This window comes from Pedobacter terrestris (assembly GCF_052343045.1).
In the GTDB taxonomy this organism is placed as follows: domain Bacteria; phylum Bacteroidota; class Bacteroidia; order Sphingobacteriales; family Sphingobacteriaceae; genus Pedobacter.
The window spans coordinates 2,953,724-2,973,039 of the sequence record NZ_CP180264.1; the positions used below are offsets into that span (position 1 = coordinate 2,953,724).

At 37.3% G+C, this 19,316-nt stretch carries 20 protein-coding genes; 14 read left to right on the plus strand and 6 right to left on the minus strand.

Annotated elements, in window-relative coordinates:
• Positions 1–17: 17 nt before the first annotated feature.
• Complete coding sequence (locus ACJVDH_RS12420; RefSeq protein WP_443943721.1) at positions 18–1,181, plus strand: DUF3298 domain-containing protein; 1,164 nt, start codon at positions 18–20, stop codon at positions 1,179–1,181.
• A gap of 335 nt (positions 1,182–1,516) precedes the next feature.
• On the opposite strand, the gene ACJVDH_RS12425 is transcribed toward ACJVDH_RS12420, so the two are convergent.
• From ACJVDH_RS12425 to ACJVDH_RS12440, 4 genes are all read right to left on the minus strand, one after another.
• Positions 1,517–1,966, minus strand: a complete 450-nt coding sequence (locus tag ACJVDH_RS12425) for a 3-oxoacyl-ACP synthase (RefSeq protein WP_443943722.1) — start codon at positions 1,964–1,966, stop codon at positions 1,517–1,519.
• Positions 1,967–2,023: 57 nt separating this feature from the next.
• Complete coding sequence (locus ACJVDH_RS12430; RefSeq protein ID WP_443943723.1) at positions 2,024–2,596, minus strand: nitroreductase family protein; 573 nt, start codon at positions 2,594–2,596, stop codon at positions 2,024–2,026.
• 107 nt (positions 2,597–2,703) lie between these two features.
• Entirely contained in the window at positions 2,704–3,255 is a 552-nt protein-coding gene (locus ACJVDH_RS12435) for a hypothetical protein (RefSeq protein WP_443943724.1), read from the minus strand.
• Positions 3,256–3,359: 104 nt separating this feature from the next.
• Positions 3,360–4,052: a hypothetical protein gene (locus ACJVDH_RS12440; protein ID WP_443943725.1), complete on the minus strand. Its 693-nt coding sequence runs from the start codon at positions 4,050–4,052 to the stop codon at positions 3,360–3,362.
• 208 nt (positions 4,053–4,260) lie between these two features.
• Here ACJVDH_RS12440 and ACJVDH_RS12445 point away from each other — a divergent pair, with 208 nt between their 5' ends.
• The 4 genes from ACJVDH_RS12445 (at position 4,261) to ACJVDH_RS12460 (ending at position 8,671) form a co-directional block, all read left to right on the plus strand.
• Complete coding sequence (locus ACJVDH_RS12445; protein WP_443943726.1) at positions 4,261–5,883, plus strand: ABC-F family ATP-binding cassette domain-containing protein; 1,623 nt, start codon at positions 4,261–4,263, stop codon at positions 5,881–5,883.
• 166 nt (positions 5,884–6,049) lie between these two features.
• Positions 6,050–6,748, plus strand: a complete 699-nt coding sequence (locus tag ACJVDH_RS12450; RefSeq protein WP_443943727.1) for a DUF4397 domain-containing protein — start codon at positions 6,050–6,052, stop codon at positions 6,746–6,748.
• A 104-nt stretch (positions 6,749–6,852) separates the two neighbouring features.
• The gene (locus ACJVDH_RS12455; protein ID WP_443943728.1) at positions 6,853–7,437 is read left to right on the plus strand and encodes an RNA polymerase sigma factor; all 585 of its coding nucleotides are present in this window, start codon (positions 6,853–6,855) and stop codon (positions 7,435–7,437) included.
• Complete coding sequence (locus ACJVDH_RS12460; protein ID WP_443943729.1) at positions 7,430–8,671, plus strand: hypothetical protein; 1,242 nt, start codon at positions 7,430–7,432, stop codon at positions 8,669–8,671. The genes ACJVDH_RS12455 and ACJVDH_RS12460 overlap by 8 nt, the downstream gene beginning before the upstream one ends.
• A 16-nt stretch (positions 8,672–8,687) precedes the next feature.
• Here the strand turns inward: ACJVDH_RS12460 and ACJVDH_RS12465 are convergent, their stop codons facing one another.
• Complete coding sequence (locus ACJVDH_RS12465; RefSeq protein WP_443943730.1) at positions 8,688–9,467, minus strand: helix-turn-helix domain-containing protein; 780 nt, start codon at positions 9,465–9,467, stop codon at positions 8,688–8,690.
• Between the two features lie 244 nt (positions 9,468–9,711).
• On the opposite strand from ACJVDH_RS12465, the gene ACJVDH_RS12470 reads away from it, so the two are divergent.
• Positions 9,712–9,894: a hypothetical protein gene (locus tag ACJVDH_RS12470; RefSeq protein WP_443943731.1), complete on the plus strand. Its 183-nt coding sequence runs from the start codon at positions 9,712–9,714 to the stop codon at positions 9,892–9,894.
• 64 nt (positions 9,895–9,958) lie between these two features.
• Positions 9,959–10,594 (plus strand): HAD family hydrolase, encoded by a 636-nt coding sequence (locus ACJVDH_RS12475; RefSeq protein ID WP_443943732.1) that lies wholly within the window; start codon positions 9,959–9,961, stop codon positions 10,592–10,594.
• Positions 10,595–10,654: 60 nt separating this feature from the next.
• Here ACJVDH_RS12475 and ACJVDH_RS12480 read toward each other — a convergent pair whose 3' ends face one another.
• Positions 10,655–11,842: a proline dehydrogenase family protein gene (locus tag ACJVDH_RS12480; protein ID WP_443943733.1), complete on the minus strand. Its 1,188-nt coding sequence runs from the start codon at positions 11,840–11,842 to the stop codon at positions 10,655–10,657.
• Positions 11,843–11,935: 93 nt separating this feature from the next.
• Here ACJVDH_RS12480 and ACJVDH_RS12485 point away from each other — a divergent pair, with 93 nt between their 5' ends.
• The 7 genes from ACJVDH_RS12485 to aroC all read left to right on the plus strand — a co-directional run bounded on the left by ACJVDH_RS12485 (position 11,936) and on the right by aroC (position 19,307).
• Entirely contained in the window at positions 11,936–12,142 is a 207-nt protein-coding gene (locus ACJVDH_RS12485) for an RNA-binding S4 domain-containing protein (RefSeq protein ID WP_443943734.1), read from the plus strand.
• Positions 12,142–13,200: a 3-dehydroquinate synthase gene (gene aroB / locus ACJVDH_RS12490; RefSeq protein ID WP_443943735.1), complete on the plus strand. Its 1,059-nt coding sequence runs from the start codon at positions 12,142–12,144 to the stop codon at positions 13,198–13,200. Before ACJVDH_RS12485 ends, aroB begins: the two co-directional genes overlap by 1 nt.
• 1 nt (position 13,201) lies before the next feature.
• Entirely contained in the window at positions 13,202–14,152 is a 951-nt protein-coding gene (locus ACJVDH_RS12495; protein WP_443943736.1) for a sterol desaturase family protein, read from the plus strand.
• A 380-nt stretch (positions 14,153–14,532) separates the two neighbouring features.
• Positions 14,533–15,366: a prephenate dehydratase gene (locus tag ACJVDH_RS12500; protein ID WP_443943737.1), complete on the plus strand. Its 834-nt coding sequence runs from the start codon at positions 14,533–14,535 to the stop codon at positions 15,364–15,366.
• Positions 15,367–15,470: 104 nt separating this feature from the next.
• Positions 15,471–16,610, plus strand: a complete 1,140-nt coding sequence (locus tag ACJVDH_RS12505; protein ID WP_443943738.1) for a chorismate mutase — start codon at positions 15,471–15,473, stop codon at positions 16,608–16,610.
• Positions 16,611–16,819: 209 nt separating this feature from the next.
• The gene (gene aroA / locus ACJVDH_RS12510) at positions 16,820–18,088 is read left to right on the plus strand and encodes a 3-phosphoshikimate 1-carboxyvinyltransferase (RefSeq protein WP_443943739.1); all 1,269 of its coding nucleotides are present in this window, start codon (positions 16,820–16,822) and stop codon (positions 18,086–18,088) included.
• Between the two features lie 121 nt (positions 18,089–18,209).
• A complete protein-coding gene (gene aroC, locus ACJVDH_RS12515) occupies positions 18,210–19,307 on the plus strand; it encodes a chorismate synthase (RefSeq protein ID WP_443943740.1) in 1,098 nt (365 codons plus the stop codon).
• Positions 19,308–19,316: the final 9 nt, after the last annotated feature.

Genomic DNA, 19,316 nt, shown 5'->3' on the forward strand with positions numbered 1-19,316 from the left:
TACTACACCTACCTAAAATGAAAAAATACATATTAGTTGCGGCGCTGGCTTTATTGTTTTTTAGCGCATGCAATAACCACAGCAAAAGTGATTCTTCTAAAGAAAGTACTACAGAAAGTACCTCACGTTCAAACGCAGAATTGCCTCAAAATTTCAGTAAAAGATTTGAAGGCGAAATTGCAGGTAAACATGTAACCATGAATTTGGAGAAAGTTGACTACAGTTATTCTGGTTCTTACTATTATGATGGTTCTTGGCTTGCCTTATCTACAGATACTTTAATTGGTAAAGACAGCATTGTACTTGCCGAAACAAATGTTGCCGGATATGAATATGATGAAAACTACAAACCCAACACTTTATCTTTAAAATGGACAGGAAATGGTTTTAAGGGAAAATGGAGAAGCGCAAAAAAAGACAAAGTCTTTGATATAAATTTAACAGAAAAATACCCTGAAGGAAGTTATGCTTTCTCTATAACCCGATTTGAAGATTCTAAAATTGCTTTCCCAAAAATGAAAGAATCGCCGGCTGCAGAAATCGGATTTAAAGCTTTATCTGCTACAGGAAATTCTGAAGGAGACAAATGGCTAAATCAGGAACTTAAAAAAATGATGGATTTAAAACCGAGCGAAGATTGGAATGCAGGTTTTAAACGACTTACAAAAGCCTATTTTGACGATTATCTTAGCGGCGTTAAAGATTTATCCTCTGAAGACGAAATAAGTCAGGCGTCATTAAACTACAGCAACCACAGCACCCAGACTGTACTTTTTAACGATAAAGATTTTATAGTGGTAGAATTTATGGTAGATGATTATAGTGGCGGCGCTCACGGGAATTACGCCAGTTTAATGCATTGCCTGGATGTGAAAAACAAAAAGCAACTAAAGTTGGATGATGTTGTGAGGATAGATTCGAATGCTTTGCAAGCTTTACTTGAAAAGAATCTTCGTAAACAGTACAATGTAAAGGCCGGAGATCAACTGACTACGGTTTTATTTGATAATTATCTGAAAGCCAACGATAACTTCTATTTTAACACCAATGGAATTGCTTTCTTGTACAATCCATATGAAGTGGCCAGTTACGCACAAGGACAAATTATCGTATTTATTCCGTTCGCAGAGCTGAAAAATTATCTGGTTCCGGACTTTGCCAGACGCATGAACATAAAATAGATTTCTTAAAACTAAAAAGAATCCCAATGAAAAGCTTCGTCATTGCCATTGAAGCACGATAGCCTGCCCCGACTTTTCGGGGATGCAATCTTTTATAGTTTTGCCACGCAAATAACGAAATAAGTGCAAAAGTAAGTAGCCGTCTTTGCAAACTGAAATCGTGGATAATGTGTGAATGGAGTGAATCAATCTTTCCTAATTTTGCCACAGAAATAAATGTGTACCATTAAAGATTGCTTCACTCCACCGCTGTACTCAAAACTTCAGTTCGCAAAGGCGAGTTTTGCATGTCTTTCTGTCATTTCAGGGAGGAATGACAAAGCAATCTGTGATCGCTACAAAATCTCTTTAATCAGATAATCTTTGCCATTAAAATTCACGCTTTCGCCTTTCTTCTTTCCAATCAAAACGCGACCAATTGGCGCAGCCTGCGAAACGGCGAAGAACTTAGTTTCTTGGTTAATCAGTTCTCCAGCACTAATGCTGATGTAAAAATTTCCTTCAGAAGTAAACAGCAAACTTCCGTTTTTAGACACATCGGCGGCATCAACATTCTCAATTTGCTGAAGCGCAATTTTCTGCTGACCGGCTTCATAAAGCAACTTGCTATTGCGGTCAATTTCTTGCTGCATCATCTCTCGCGTGGTTTCATACTTATCGCCAGCACTACTCTTAGTGTCGTCATTAGATGCTTGTCGCGCTTGCACAAGCGAATATTCTATATTTTCTATGCGCTTTTCAATAAATTCAAGACAGAGTTGATATAATGTAGATTTTAAAGTCATCTTAAAATGGTGGTATGTAATTCAATAGAAAATATTGGAAAAGTTATTCAACAACAACTAGCCTTCCATCCATTTCACTTTAGATTCTATCGGCGTTCTGTTTGGTGTCCAAGGTTTTTCATTGTGGTAACCCATATAAAACAGACCAATGCATTTCTCATTTTCATTGAGTTGCAAGAAATGACCCAAACTATGGATTAACGGCGGCGAACTCCAATACGCACCAACTTTTAAACTCTCTGCAGTTAAAGCCATATTTTGAACTGCACAAGATACAGCAGCAAGTTCTTCCCATTCCGGAATTTTTCCACTCAATTGCATATTTATTGCGACAATACAGTCTGCCTGTTGGGTTTTCTCTGCAAAACTGTCGTATTTTTTTTGAAGAAAGTTAGCTTCACTTACAGTTTCTTTATAGATATTTCCTAAGGCTTCTGCCAGTTTCGCTTTTGCACCTTTACGGATAACCGTAAACCGCCAGGGTTGCGTAAGTTTATGTGTAGGTGCAAAATTTGCCGTTTCTAAAATCTGGTTGATCACTTCTACAGATATCTCTTTTTGTATATAACTGGCCGGAAAAATACTTCGGCGTTCTTTTATAACTTGTGATACAATTTCGTAATTACTCATGCCGTAAAAGTAACGAAAAGCCAAAAGACTAAAGCCCAAAGCAAAAATCAAAATTACCAAAACGCAAAATATTTGACTTTTTAATGTCCAGAAAAACCCGATGCCCGCTAGTTTATCTTTAACTGCTTTCTGATTTGCTTAACTTTGGCAAAAAAAGCAATACTTTCTCTATCTACCAGAAATTCCATAGTTTCTATGAGTTCGGTTCTAATCCAATTGTGTTTTGGAACCAAGTTGGCTAAAACATTTAAACAATGAGATTTTACTGCTACCGGAATTTTCTCGTCTATCAGCCAGGCAAAAACAACTTCAATCAGCGTTTCCGTGTTGTACATCTCGATGATTTCTTTAACCGCTGTTGACGCATTTTTCTGAGTCATAAATGCTAAGATTTTCGTGAAATGACGCAAGGCGGATAAATTCTGCTGAGCAGGTAATCTTTCCAGGAATTCATCGGCGTAGGGCAAAAATCGGTGTTGATGAAATGAATACACCCGTTCTAAAATCCACGCCGCGCGAAAACCGATTTGTTCATCTTTGTTGAAACTCATATCAATTAAATCGAGTACAGAAAAGGTTCCATCTGATGCTATTGAAGCAAGTTTCACCACTTTGTTTTTACTAAGTGTAGTTTTTATCGTTTCGAGTAAATACTCCATAATTTCGCTTGAATTTCAGATTTGATCCTAAAATTAGAAATTTTCGCAAAAAATAAGCCGCTGGTTTATGCCAGCGGCTTATTTCTAATATGCATAGAGGCAAACTAGTGCTCTGGAACAAAGACCTTGTTTCCAAAAATATCAACTTTATACACGCCGACGCGTTTTCCATTGCGATCCTCCACTACTGTATTTCCAAAAACATCAACCTTTTGTTTAGAGATCAGATTGCCATATTCGTCTTCAATTATAATATTCCCGAAAGAGTCGGTTTTTTGTTTGCCAATTGTGCGCCCGTTTTTGTCTTCAATTATTGTATTACCAGATAAATCTTTTTTATAAACTCCAACAGTATTTCCCTGATCATCTTCAACTATCGTATTTCCAAAAACATCGATTTTTTGTTTGGTTACCACTTCTTTCTTTCCATTTCCAGGCACAATACCACCAAATTGTTTATCGCGGTCTTTTTCTAAACTTCGCCCATTTTCCACTTGGATAACCGTATTTCCTGAAAAATCTTTTGCCTGTTTACCAATTACCTCTCCCCGATCGTTTTCCAAAACAACGTTATTAAAAAAATCTGTTTTTTGTGTGGCAACCGTTTTTCCATCATGGTCTACGATGATCGTTTTACCAAAGAAATCTTTCTTTTTTTTACCAATAAGATTGTCTTTTTCGTCAACAACAACAGTGTCGCCAGAAAAATCTACTTTATATTTGTACTGAGAAATTTGGCCGTGCGCAACAGCCCCGATAAAAGACATAAATATGCCTAGCGTTAGTGTTTTCATCATGTTACATTTTGTGTGTACAACTAAAATACAAAATGACACCGAAAATACCCAATGGTGAAAACTCCATTTATGAAAAGGCAAAACAAGTAGAAAAGCTCACTTTTTTGCTCAAATACCCTGCATTACGGAAGAAAACCAAGCACGAAAAAACTAATGCCTTCCGACTTCGGACTATAAACCCTATCTTTGCGGCTTATTATTTTTCAGCATGATTTCAGTTTCTAATTTATCATTACGATACGGCAAACGTACATTATTTGAAGATGTTAACCTCAAGTTTACGCAAGGCAATTGCTATGGCGTAATTGGAGCAAACGGAGCAGGTAAGTCTACTTTTCTAAAAATCCTTTCGGGAGAAGTTAACCAAACTTCGGGAAGTGTGGCATTTACACCAGGCGAACGAATGGCCGTTTTAAAACAAAACCATTATGAATTTGATGAGTTTTCGGTAATTGAAACCGTAATGATGGGCCATAAAGAACTTTATGGAATCATGAAAGAGAAAGATGCCATTTATCTTAAAGAAGATTTTACTGAAAAAGATGGCGAACGCGCCGGGGAGTTAGAAAATCTTTTTGCAGAAATGGACGGATGGAACATGGAAAGCAACGCTGCAACCATGCTGAGTAATCTTGGCATTGCAGAAGAAAACCATTATAAGTTACTCAAAGAGCTAGACAATACACAAAAAGTACGTGTATTATTGGCGCAGGCGCTTTTCGGTAATCCGGATATTTTGCTGCTGGATGAGCCAACCAACGATTTGGACATTGAAACCATTGCATGGTTAGAAAACTTCCTTGCAGATTATCAAAACATCGTTTTGGTTGTATCTCACGACAGGCACTTTTTAGATGCTGTTTGTACGCATATTGTAGATATCGATTTTGCAAAAATGAGCATTTACACAGGTAACTATACTTTCTGGTATGAATCTAGTCAGCTTGCATTAAAACAACGCAGCGACCAGAATAAGAAAATGGAAGATAAAGTGAAAGAATTGCAGGAATTTATCCGCCGTTTTAGCGCCAATGCTTCCAAATCTAAACAGGCAACTTCTCGTAAGAAAGCTTTAGATAAAATCGATATTACCGAGATTAAAGCATCAAGCCGTAAATATCCCGCCATTATTTTTAACAATACAGGCCGCGAAGCAGGTGATCAGATTTTACAGGTAGAAAACCTGGGCAAAACCGGTAATGACGGTGTTTTATTCGATAAGGTTACCTTCATGGTAAACAAAGGTGATAAAATTGCAGTTCTTTCTCAAAACAGTTTGGCTACAGCTGCATTTTACGATATACTAACTGGTAGAGATACCGATCACAAAGGTGAATTTAAGTGGGGTGTAACCATCAGCACAGCTGATATTCCGAATGATAACTCTGAATATTTTGCGGGAAAAGATGAAAACCTGGTTGATTGGTTGCGCGAATATTCTGGTACCGATGCAGACGAACAATTTGTACGCAGCTTTTTAGGCCGCATGTTATTCTCTGGTGAAGAAGTATTGAAAAACGTAAAAGTACTTTCTGGTGGTGAAAAAATGCGTTGTATGTTCTCTAGAATGATGTTACAGCAAGCAAATCTTTTGATGTTTGATGAACCAACCAACCACTTGGATCTTGAATCAATCGAAGCATTAAACAACGGAATGAAAGATTTTAAAGGTACAGTATTGTTTACCTCTCGAGATCATCAGCTTACGGAAACCGTTGCCAACCGCATTATTGAAATTACACCAAAAGGCACCATTGATAAGCTAATGACATATGATGAATACATCAAAAACGCGGATGTTGCAAAACTACGCGAAGAGATGTACGCATAATTATACCTTATACAATAAGCATCAGCCACAGGTTTACACTTGTGGCTGTTTTTTTAAAAAAAAATTTTCTGACTGTAGCGTTTCAAATGAATCACCCGTTTAGAGGTTAAAATTGTTAATGGCCATTAACTCCTTTAAACAAAATTTGAAATTGAATTGACTACACATGAAAACTAAAAATTACTTTGGATTATCTACAAAAATTATATTCTCTCTATTAGCCCTTGTCTTACTCATCTCTTCTTGTAAAAAAGACTTTGGAAATTCTGAAGTTGAAGCATCTGGATTGGGTTTTGTACATGCCTCACCAACTACAAAAGCGCTTGATTTTTTTATCGACAACCAAAAAGTAAATACTTTAACGTACACAAAAGACTTAGGGTACTACGCTGTATTTCCGGGAACCCGTGTTGTTGGCATTGCCAGAAAAGATTCTTTAGGTTATCTATCATCCGGATATGCAAACCTTAACGCAGGCGGTTTCTATTCTATTTTTATTGTAGATACGTTGAACACGGTAAAACTGGTCATGTTTCAGGACGATTTAAAAGCCCCATCAGCAGAAAAAGCTAAAGTTAGGTTTATCAATTTAAGTCCGGACGCAGGCACACTGGATTTAGCTGTTCAAGGCGCAAGCAGCTCGTTATTTACAAATAAAGCATACAAACAAAAATCTGATTTCGCAGAGATTGACCCTTCAGACAATTATACATTTCAGATTAAACAAACCAGCTCATCAACCGTAAGATCAAGCATCTCTGCTGTAAAAATTGAGAAAGGAAAAATCTATACCATCTGGGCGAAAGGATTGGCAAGTAAAACAGACAGTACACAACTGGGCATTTCAGTTATGACAAACAAATAAACATCACCTACTTATGTAAAAGGAATAACATTGCCTTTTTGGGCGATGTTATTTTCTTAATTTAGAACAAAATTAACCGGGTCAGGCTCCATAAACCTTAAAGGGTGATCAAAAAAATACTCAGTTTTGAGGAAATTTTAAAAGGCTGTATTAAAAATGAAAATAGCTGCAAGGAAATGATGTATAAATCATTTTATGGCTATTTAATGGGTATAATTTTACGTTACACCAAAAATGCTGAAGACAGCGAGGAATTGGTAAACGATAGTTTTATTAAAATTTTCAAAAATCTAAACACCTTTCGCTCCCCCGCCAAACCCGAAGAATTGACTAAAGCATTTAAAGGCTGGATTGGACAAATTGCCTCCAGAACGGCCATTGATAAATTGAGGAGCACTAAAATGCAGTTTTACGTTGATGAATTAGCTGAACACGAGCACCCCGCAACACCTGTGTCTGTCACATCAGAATTACACGTAAACGATATATTGAATTTATTAAACCACTTACCAGAAACACAACGCCTGGTTTTTAACCTTTATGAAATTGAAGGTTTTGCACACGAGGAAATTTCTAAAATGCTGAGCATACCAGAAAGTTCGAGCAGAGTTTACTTAACACGATCCAAAAATAAATTACGCAGCTTGTATATGAACACTTTGGACAATTCGTACACAAAAAATGGATAAAGATTTATTCGAACATATTTCCAATAAGCTTCACAACCATGAGGAATTATATGCTCAAGGTGCGTGGGAACGTTTTTCCAACCAGGAAAAAAAGAAGAGACGTTTTGTGCTTTGGCCATTATGGAGTGCTGCTGCCGTTATTCTTATCTGTTCTATTGGTTATATACTGCTTAATCAAACCGTTAAGCAAAACCTATCAACGCCGAAGTTTACAGGTAAGAAAACACAAAAAACCGATTCTGCTAAAATACCAAGTGAAAAATTTCCAATCCCGAATGTTATAAAAGAAGAAAATACACCTTTTGTTTTGCGTAAAAAACCTGTAGAAAGCAACCCAACAAATAATGATCAACAGATTGAAAGTACTAAAAGTTCAGCAATCGATTTACCTGATCTTACTGCAGATCAAACAGGAATTTTGACATACAACAGCAGTAATATATTATTCAATTCAATGGTAAAAATCAATATTGCACCGCAGAGCATTTCAAAATATTATACTTTAAATAAACCTACAGCAGAGAAAAGCCCAACGATTGTTCTAAAGCATAGGCCTACTTTTGAAGATATTCTTGAAGCAGACAGTCGGCCGCAACAACTTGCAAAACAAACAAAAACAGCAGCAGAATCTAAATGGATGCCAAGTGTTTACGTAGCCCCTGCCGTTGGAAACGACAGTAAAGTAAATATGAATTACGGTTTTTCTATTTCCTATGCGCTGGGAAAAAAGGTTTCATTAAGCTCTGGGGTTGCTTATACCGCATTGAGTAGTACAGAAGCCCTGAATTTTAGCGCAGCAACGGCGTATTCGGCAACCAATCTGGAATCGATCAGCACAAAAGTAAGCGGAATCAATATCCCTTTAGAACTGCGTTATAACATCAATGATAAATTGTATACCGGAATTGGTGTTTCTGCTTTGGCGGTATTAGACAACAGGCAGCAAAATAATTATGTGGTAAGCCAGTTTGCCGATGCAATGCTTTCATCTGCCGGAAATGGTACGCCACAAGCTTTTCTTGTTCAAAGTAGAGTAGTAGAAACGCAGACAGATTCTAATCTTGACCCAAATAGATATGTTGGTTTTTACAATTTTTCTCTGGGTTACAAGCAAAAAATATCCAATAAGAATAATATTGCGATAGAACCGTTTTTGCGTTTGCCGATGAAGACTTTCACCAGAGATAACCTGAATTTAACCAACGGAGGATTGCGCATTAAATTTGATTTCTAACGCAATAGGTTGCGGGCTAATCGTACATTTTTTGATATTTATATACCGTAATACCGGCCATTCTTTTAAAACTATTGGCGAAACTGGTTACATTCTCAAAACCGAGCATATCAGAAATCTCCTCAACAGAATGATCGGTATGTTTTAAAAGTTCTTGAGCTTCGCGATGCAGACGATCTTTAATCAGCACAGATAAACTTTTTCCTAGTGCCACTGATAAAAATCGTTTTAATTTCCCTTCCGTCATTCCCATTCCTTCTGCATAAAACGTTAAAGATTTTTCTTTTTTATAGAATTGTTCCAGTATTGCTCTGAAACGCAATACATCCTGAAGTTCATCAAATGATAATGCAACCAGGTAACCTTCTAAATCAGATGTGTAACCCAACAATAAAGAAACGTATTGGGCAAGTAGCTGGGCATCTCTCCCATTCAGCATTTCCTTTTTTAGTTGCGAAAGCAAACTGGTAACACGTTTAAATTCTGCAGCGTCAAGATCTCTGAAAGAAAGCGTTTGAAATAGATTTTTAGCAGATGGATCAAGGTGTTGCAGTAAAAATTCATTATAAACTGCACTACTAAAACTGAGCACAAATCCAGTTTCAACCGCTCCCTCCAAGCGGATTAATCCTTCTTCCGGAACAAAGAAAATCCGTTGATCCAAAAGGTCATAATCTCCAGAATTCATACACAGAAATCCGCTCGCGCGCTGAACAATAAATATCCGCATTGGATATTCTACATTGAGCGCGTGATCTCTTTTAAACTTACCCGATATGGTTTGTAGATGTACCATCAAATTATACTGTCTTGCCTTTAATTACGTTCAAACCTCAACGTGAAACCTAATGACGCTTACTTTGTGCACTTTGTTACACTAAAAATCAATATCTAACAACTTTTATCGTTATTGGCCAAATATATGCTTTTAAATCTACAATAATATTCCTTATAAGAATGTTTATAACTATTTGGTTATAGTTTTATGAAACAGTTTGACTTATTTTTTTGTTTTGATTTTGTAACCAATATAAATCCTAATGAAAAAGATAGATAAAAACACTTCAAAAAGTGATTTGGAAGCGATTAAGAAAGGTGATGAAATTAAAGACGATACGGGCAAACAAGGAAAAGTTTCCGAAATAGAAATTCTGGACAGGTCTAAAGAAAAACAATACTATTATAAGCTTAAAAATGACGGAACCATATTGGTAATTAAGTAGTCAATTTGAAATCTGCGTAACTTATTTCGAGATATATTAAACATATTTGCAGAAAAAATTGAGCATGCAAAATATCAAAAATATCATCTTCGATTATGGAAATGTAATCTTCGCTATAGATTTTAAAATTGCGCAAAACGCTTTCCGCGAACTTGGGATTACAGACATCGAAAATTTCTTCGCACACAAAGGCCACAATCAACTTTTTGATGATTTTGAAACTGGTTCTCTTACACCAGCACAATTTAGAGCAGGAATAAGAACCGCCGCAAATAAACCAGATTTGACTGATCAACAGATTGATGATGCCTGGAATAGCCTTTTGATTGGAACAATGCAAGAAAACCACGAGTTACTTTTGCATGTAAAATCAAAATACCGCACATTTCTGCTGAGCAACAACAATGAAATTCATTACGACTGGATTATCAATTACCTGAAAACAACTTTCAACTTAAACAATTATGATGATTATTTTGAAAAGGCGTATTTCTCGCAACATATGAAATTGCGGAAGCCGCATACCGATATTTTTGAACAAGTGCTGAACGAAAACAATCTAAACCCTGCTGAGACTTTGTTTATTGATGACAGTCCGCAGCACATAGAAGGTGCTAAAAAAGTAGGTTTACACACTTTGCTAATGACAGAGAAACCTGAAAATCTTGAAGAATTTCTGAAAGCCAACGGGATTATCTAACACAAAAAAAGCCAGATTTTTATTTAGAATCTGGCCTTTTTTATATGAAATACTATGGTTTTATTTTAGTTTTCTGCGTTTTAACTCGCGTTCAATTAAGCCAAGTTCTCTACCGGTTTGGCCGGCAACTGATGTGTTTTCTTGCGCACGCCTAAATAAATAAGGCATAACTGCTTTAATTGGGCCGTAAGGTACATATTTCGCCACATTAAAATTGGCATCTGCCAGGTTAAAACTTAAATTATCACTCATCCCCAACAACTGTGCAAAATACACATGATGATGATTGTGAGGTACTTTTTTCTCTTCTAAAAGGTAAGTTAGTAGTCTGCTGCTTTCTTCGTTGTGTGTTCCGGCTACAATAGCAATTTCCTCAATATGTTCAACACAATAGCGTAGCGATTCATTATAATCCCGGTCTGACGCAGCTTTATCTGGCTGAATTGGCGATTTATACCCCATTTCAAGTGCGCGCTTACGTTCTTTTTCCATATAAGCGCCACGTACCATTTTAACACCTAAAATAAAACCATCAGCCTTTGCAATCAGATGATCAGCCTTCATGTCTGCAAGTTTATCATGGCGGTACATTTGGTAAGTATTGTATACAATAATTCTTTCGCGGTTAAATTTGCGCATCATCTCCAATGCCAGTTCATCTATAGTATTCTGAATCCAAGTCTCTTCCGCATCTACCATAATCGGAACTTGTTTTTCAAATGCGGTTTGGCAAATTTTCTCGCAACGCGCCTTCACTTTTTCAAACTCTTTGGTTTCAGTATCTGATAAGACTTCTTTGGCATCTAGTTTTTGCAACAAAGCAAAACGGCCAATTCCGGTTATTTTAAATACAGTAATCGGAATTTTCGGATCGCCATCGGCACGTAAAATCGTCCGGATAATTTCTGCGCAGGTTTCGTCAAAAACCTGCTCCTCTTCTTCGCCTTCTACAGAATAATCCAAAATGGTACCAACGCCGCCTTTATTTAATAAATCTATAGCATGGTCACATTCTGCAATAGTTTCTCCGCCACAAAACTGCTGGAAAATTGTTGCTTTAATTGCACCTTTAATCGGAAGTCCGATATTCAGAAAAAAATTGGTGATTGGCGGGCCAACCTGGGTTAAGAAATTGCTGCCAATCATCTTAAAAAGCCAATACGCTTTTTTTAATTCAGCATTGCTTTTTTGGCGGAAAGCAACTTCGGTATTATCAAAATTTGGTTGTTTACTGGGTGATAGATCCATTATACAATTTGAATGAGTCAGAATGGTGCAAAATTATAAAAAGCATTCATTGTTAAAGGCAAAAGCTTTAAAATAATCGTATTTTTGCATAAAATGATACAGTTTAAACTTGAAGGAGAATTTATCCAGCTTATCCAGCTATTAAAAGCTACAGGCCTGGTTGGTAGTGGCGGCGATGCACAAATGGTTGTAGAAGACGGTTTAGTAAAATATAATGGCGAAGTCGATTTTCGCAAACGCCTGAAGGTTCGTGTTGGAGATATTATTACTTTTGGCGAATATAAAATCGAAATCATTTAATGAAACCTTTAACCAGCGCAGGACATACACTTTATTTTGAAAGTGGTTTATCAGCATTAAAAACCCTGATAGAAGAAAATTCTTACAGCAAAATTTTTGTATTGACAGATGAACATACCAGCGAAATCTGTTTGCCTGTATTTCAATCTTTTCTGGATGATTTCCAAGAATTTGATCTGATTGAAACCGCTGCAGGTGAAGAAAATAAGAATATCGACTTTTGCATCGGCATCTGGAAAACACTTTTGGATTTTGAAGCAGACAGAAAAAGTCTGATGATTAACCTTGGTGGTGGCGTAATTACCGACATGGGCGGTTTTATTGCTTCAACCTATAAACGCGGCATCGATTTCATCAACATCCCAACCACTTTACTCTCGCAGGTAGATGCATCGGTTGGCGGAAAAACCGGTATTGATGTAGATACCGTAAAAAACATGGTTGGCACTTTTACACTGCCCCAAATGGTTTTTATCGAAACAGAATTTCTAAAAACCTTACCAAACCGCGAGTTACTTTCCGGCTTTGCCGAAATGATTAAGCATGGATTAATTGCAGACAAAGCGTATTACAAAAAACTTAAAGCAAGCAATTATTTAACACCATCTGCAGAAGATATTTATCGTTCTGTCGAGATTAAAAATGAGGTGGTTACTATTGATCCACAAGAAAAAAATCTTCGTAAGATTTTAAATTTCGGCCATACCATCGGCCATGCTGTAGAAAGCTATTCATTGGCAAATGACGAAAACCCATTAACGCACGGCGAAGCCATTGCAATTGGTTTTATTTGCGAAGCAGCCTTATCCATCAACAACAGCACTTTGACTACCGAAGAGCTTGAAGACATTAGTACATATATTTTATCCCTATATCCCAAATATTCCATTAAAAGCGAAAGCTTTGATGCCCTGTTGAATCTTATGCAGAGCGATAAAAAAAATGAAGATGGCAATATCCTGTTCTCTCTATTAGAAAGTACCGGAAAATGCACATTCAATTGCCGCGTAACGAACAACGATATTTTAAGCAGCCTGGAGTATTACAACAGTTTGTAATATGAATTTGAATTTCTCGAGCAGCGACCTTTCTGTAGGTGCACTATTCGGATTTGTTATCGTCCTAACATTAGTTGAAATGTATTTCAGCTATCAACACGACAAAAAATTATACAAAGGAAAAGACACCTGGACTAATGTATATCTGATGACTTGTGCGGTTGTAATTAATCTGGGCATGAAGGCTGCCACTTTCTTCCTTTTAGATTATTGTTACCAGTTTAGGTTATTTGAAATAACTAATGTTTGGCTATATTGGATTGTTTTGGTATTGGCCCAAGATTTTTTGTATTGGTTTTTACACACAGTTGGCCATTATGTACGTGTTTTTTGGGCCATGCATGTAACACACCATTCTTCAGAACATTTTAATCTAACCACCGGATTTAGATCCACAGTATTTGAACCGCTTTACCGGGTGTTCTTTTACCTCCCTTTAGCTTTTATGGGTTTTAGTGCAATGGATATTCTTTTCGCTTATCTCATTACCCAAATTTATGGCAATCTGGTTCATACGCAGACCGTTGGTAAACTGCACCCTTGGTTCGAATATGTTTTTGTAACGCCATCACATCATCGTGTTCATCACGCAAGCAATATTCGTTACCTGGACAAAAATATGGGAATGGTTCTAATTCTTTGGGACAGATGGTTTGGCACTTTTCAGGAAGAATTGCCTGAAGATGCAATTAAATATGGTTTAACTACACAACCCGAAGACCAAGGACCGGTAAATATCATCTTTCATGAATTTATCGCTTTGCGTACCGATGTAAAAAAATCATCGAAATTCACAGATAAACTAAAATATCTTTTTAATCCGCCGGGATGGAGCCACGATGGAAGCACTAAAATTGCAAAGGTAATGCAACAAGAATTGCTGGAAGAAGAAGCAAATGCGCGCATTAAAACGTTGGAAAACAGACAACAGGATTTGATTTCTGCCGGATAATTAAGCAATTAAGCCAACAAAATTTTTAATCTAAAAATTAATAGTTTGACTGGCATTTTCCAGGAAAAAATTAAATTGACAAATTATAATTTGGCAAAAAGCCTTCATAAGATAAAAATCTAAATAACAGAAAAGGGTAAAACGAGGCAAACCAAATTAAATTTTTTAAAAAATTTTAATTTTCCTATTGACAAATTAAAATTTGTTATTACATTTGGCTCATTCAAAAAGAGAAATGAAAAATTTTAACACATATTACTTTGGCTACTTTTACTACTTTAGTGAGAGCCGGGGCTAATATGCAAAAAGAAATATAACAATATTCAAATGTATACAAAAGTCCCGGCCCAGCAGCCGGGACTTTTTTGTTTAGCGTAAAAATGGAAACAAAAAAACGAGTAGCCATCCAGGGAATTAAGGCCTCCTTCCACGAAGAAGCCGCCTACAAATATTTCGGTAGAAACATTGAAACAATTGAATGCAATTCTTTCAAAGAAACCTGTGATAAACTGGAAAACAATGATGCCGATTTCGTGGTCATGGCAATAGAAAATTCTATTGCAGGCAGTTTATTGCCGAACTACAACCTCATTCGCGATTTTGGTTTCTCTGTTGTTGGCGAAGTTTATCTTCCAATTCAACTGCACCTTATGGCACTTCCGGGCGTTAAGTTTGAAGACATTAAAACCGTTACTTCTCACCCAATTGCCATTCGCCAGTGCATTGATTTCTTTTACGATTACCCTAACATCAATATCGTAGAAAGCAATGATACAGCGGCCTGTGCAAAACGCATAAAAGATGAGAAACTAACAGATACCATGGCCATCGCGAATTTACTTGCCGCAGAACTTTACGGATTGAACATTCTTGAACGCCGTGTAGAATCCAATAAAAAAAACTACACCCGGTTCTTAATCCTGAAAAAAGACAAAACAGATGACGCAAAAAAAATCAACAAAGCGTCTATTTGTTTCCAGGTTGGCCACAAAGCCGGTTCTTTAGCTACTGTTCTGAATGTATTTGCAGAACAAGACGTAAGCTTAACCAAAATACAATCTATGCCGGTACTTGGAAAGCGTAGCGAATATTACTTTTACGTAGACTTAGAGTGGCCGAGCACGGAAAAATATGACAAAGCCGTACGCAAAGCGCTCAAATACACATCTAATTTTGTGATCTTAGGTGAGTATCAGAAAAACGACAAAGTATAAAAAACAATAGTCCGAATACAAAGTAATAAAACGTAAATAATTAAAAATCAAAATATAAATCTGATCTCCGACAACGGACTTCAGACTAAAACAAACCCAATATCATGAAACTTAATTTAAACATTCAACCTTTAAACACGTGGTTAAACGTAAATAACGAACCATTAATCATTTCTGGTCCGTGTAGTGCAGAAACTGAAGAGCAATTACTAACAACAGCACATTTATTGGCTGCAACCGGAAAAGTTTCTGTATTAAGAGCAGGAATCTGGAAACCACGTACCCGTCCGGGAGAGTTTGAAGGTATTGGAAGCATTGGTTTAGAGTGGTTAAAACGTGCCAAAGCAGAAACCGGTTTACCCACTGCAGTTGAGGTTGCAAATGCAAAACATGTTGAAGAAGCTTTAGCTGCCGGAGTAGATATTTTATGGATAGGCGCGCGTTCTACTGTAAATCCTTTCACCGTTCAGGAAATTGCTGATGCATTAAAAGGACATGATGTACCTGTATTAATTAAAAACCCGGTAAACCCGGATTTGCAATTGTGGATTGGCGCAATTGAAAGAATTAACGGTGCCGGAATCACAAAAATTGGTGCCATTCACCGTGGTTTCTCCTCATTTGAGAAAAGCTCTTTCCGTAATGAACCAATGTGGGAAATGGCGATCAACTTGAAAACTTTATGTCCTGATCTTCCAATCATTAATGACCCTAGTCATATTTGTGGCAACAGAGAGTTAATCCCTTACATTGCTCAAAAAGCGCTGGATTTAGATATGCAAGGTTTGATGATCGAATCTCACGTAGATCCATCAGTAGCTTGGACAGATGCTAAACAACAAGTAACGCCAGCTGCTTTGGCAGAATTGGTAGACCGTTTAACCGTTCGCGAACCAGAAGCACCAAATGCTGCTTTTGCCGATAAATTGGCTGATTTACGTAAGCAAATCGACAAAATTGACGATACTTTGCTACAGAAACTTGGCGAGCGTATGGCTATCGTTGAAAAAATTGGCGAGTATAAACGTGATAATCAAGTAACTATTCTTCAGGTAAACCGTTGGGATGCGATTATCCAAAAAGGACACGCTTTTGCAAAAGCACTTAAACTGGACTTAAACTTTACCGAGAAATTTTTAGAGCTGATGCACGGAGAATCTATCCGTAAGCAAACAGAAATCATGAATGCAGGCAAAGCCGAAAAAGGAATTGCAGCAGAGCAACACGGAGAAGTGAAAGCGTAAAACGCAGAAAGTGTCAAGTAGTTATTAGCAAACATCAAGTACCTGTCCATAAGAGAGATGGAAGATGTTAAGCAAGAAGAAACAACTACTTTGATCACATTTGATATTTCCGAATACAAAACTATAAGGAGGAAATCTAAATATTTCCTCCTTATGACTATTGGCAGGTCATATATCTGCATATTTATATCAGAACAAAATAGAATAAAATGTCGAACAAAGCCTTAGTTTCTTTTACAGGAAATAAGAACATTAATACGGAAATCCAATTAACAGGCTCAAAAAGTGAATGCAACAGAGCACTAATCATCAGTGCACTAAGCAAAAAGTTAGTTCAGGTAGAAAATCTTTCAAATGCAGCTGATACCGTTACTTTAAACGGCATTCTGGGCAATTTAGAGGAAGAATTAGAAGTTGAAATTCAAGAATCAAAAACGGTTGATGTTGGCCCTGCGGGTACTGCAATGCGCTTTCTTTCTGCATATTTATCTGCAAAAAACGGAAATTTCCTTTTAACCGGAACAGAGCGAATGAAACAACGCCCAATTGGGATATTGACCGAAGCGCTTAAAACGATCGGTGCAGAAATTTCTTACGCAGAAAATGCAGGCTTTCCTCCGTTAAATATCGTGGGCCCGCTTGATCAGAAAACCAATCAGGTTAAAATTAAAGGAGATGTAAGCAGCCAGTACATATCAGCTTTACTGATGATTGCACCAATTTTACCTCAGGGTTTAATTTTAGAAATTGAAGGCGAATTAACTTCCAAACCTTATGTAGATATGACATTGGATATGTTAGCTGCTGTTGGTATTAAACACAATTGGACAACAAACCTCATTTCAATTAAGCCTCAAGCTTTCCAACCGGGAACATTAATTGTTGAACCAGACTGGAGCGCGGCGTCTTATTGGTACAGCATTGCGGCTTTGGCCGATCAATCTGATATCCGTTTGCCTGCATTAAAAGATAAAAGTTTGCAAGGCGATAGCCAGATCCAAAAGATTATGGAAATTTTTGGTGTGGAAACACGAAAAACCGACAGAGGAATTGCCATTGCAAAAACAGGTAAAAAATCTGTAAAACCAGCAATACTTGATCTTAAGACTTGTCCGGATTTGGCACAAACTATCGTTGTAATTGCGGCTGCATTAGGTAATGATATGGCCTTTACAGGTCTGGAGACCTTAAAGATTAAAGAAACCGATCGCATTGCTGCTTTACAAAACGAATTGGCAAAAATTGGCGTAACCTTAACCGAAGACAATCTTGTATATACACTAAATTGCGATAAACTGCATTTTCCAGAAAAAATTACCATTGCAACATATGAAGATCATCGAATGGCAATGGCCTTTGCTCCTCTCGCACTTTTTGTAAATGAACTCGAAATTGAAGAACCTAACGTCGTAGAAAAATCATATCCATTCTTTTGGGAAGATTTGAAGAAAGCCGGTTTTGATGTGAAAGAGATATAATAAGTGAGATTTCAAATTTGAGATGTAAACCTCAGGAAAAACAATAACCTAATCTGATTTGAGTACGGTTTGATCGGAAAGTTCTCCAATCTAATCGCTCAAATCTAACACCTAAATAAACATGGCAGGAAACTCATTCGGACAACTTTTTCGCATAACCACATTTGGCGAATCGCATGGCACAGCAATTGGTGTTATTGTAGATGGTTGTCCGGCGCAATTGAATATTGATATGGATTTTATCCAGTCTGAATTAGATAAGCGAAAACCAGGGCAATCTAAAATTACCACGCAGCGCAAAGAAAGTGATACGGTACAAATTCTTTCGGGCGTGTTTGAAGGCAAAAGTACGGGTACACCCATTGCGCTTTTAATTCCGAATGAAGATCAGCGCTCAAAAGATTATGGCCATAATGTAGATGTTTACCGGCCGAGCCACGCCGATTACGTGTACGATGCGAAATATGGTATCCGCGATCATCGCGGCGGTGGTAGATCATCTGCAAGAGAAACGGCTGCACGTGTTGCAGCAGGTGCAATTGCTAAACTCTTACTAAAACAATACGGAATTGAAATTTTTGCACATGTTACATCGGTAGGCACAATTGATGCGCCCAACCTAGAAAGCAATGATTTATCTGCATTATTGAACATCCGTGAAGAAAATATTGTGCGTTGTGCAGATCCGGCAACGGCACATCAAATGATTGAATTTATTGATGCCGTACGCAAAGATGGAGATACTGTTGGCGGAAAAATCGCCTGTATTGTAAAAGGTTGCCCGGCTGGCTTAGGCGAACCTGTTTTTGATAAACTACATGCAGATTTAGGTAAAGCCATGTTAAGCATTAATGCCGTACATGGCTTTGAATATGGATCTGGCTTTGCCGGAAGTGAGTTGAAAGGTTCTGAACATAATGACATTCCGTTACCTAAACATACCGGAGAAAAAACATTTAAAACAGTTACCAATTATGCTGGTGGCATTTTAGGTGGCATTTCTAACGGCATGGATATTACTTTCAAAGTTGCATTTAAACCCGTTGCAACCATTATGCACAACCAGCAAACCATTAATGCTGCAGGCGAAGCAGCAGAGATTAAGGGAAAAGGCCGGCATGATCCCTGCGTGGTTCCGCGAGCAGTTGTCATTGTTGAAGCAATGGCTGCATTGGTTTTGGCCGATCAATTTTTGCGCAACAAAGCAAGCATCCTTTAAAAGATCAAT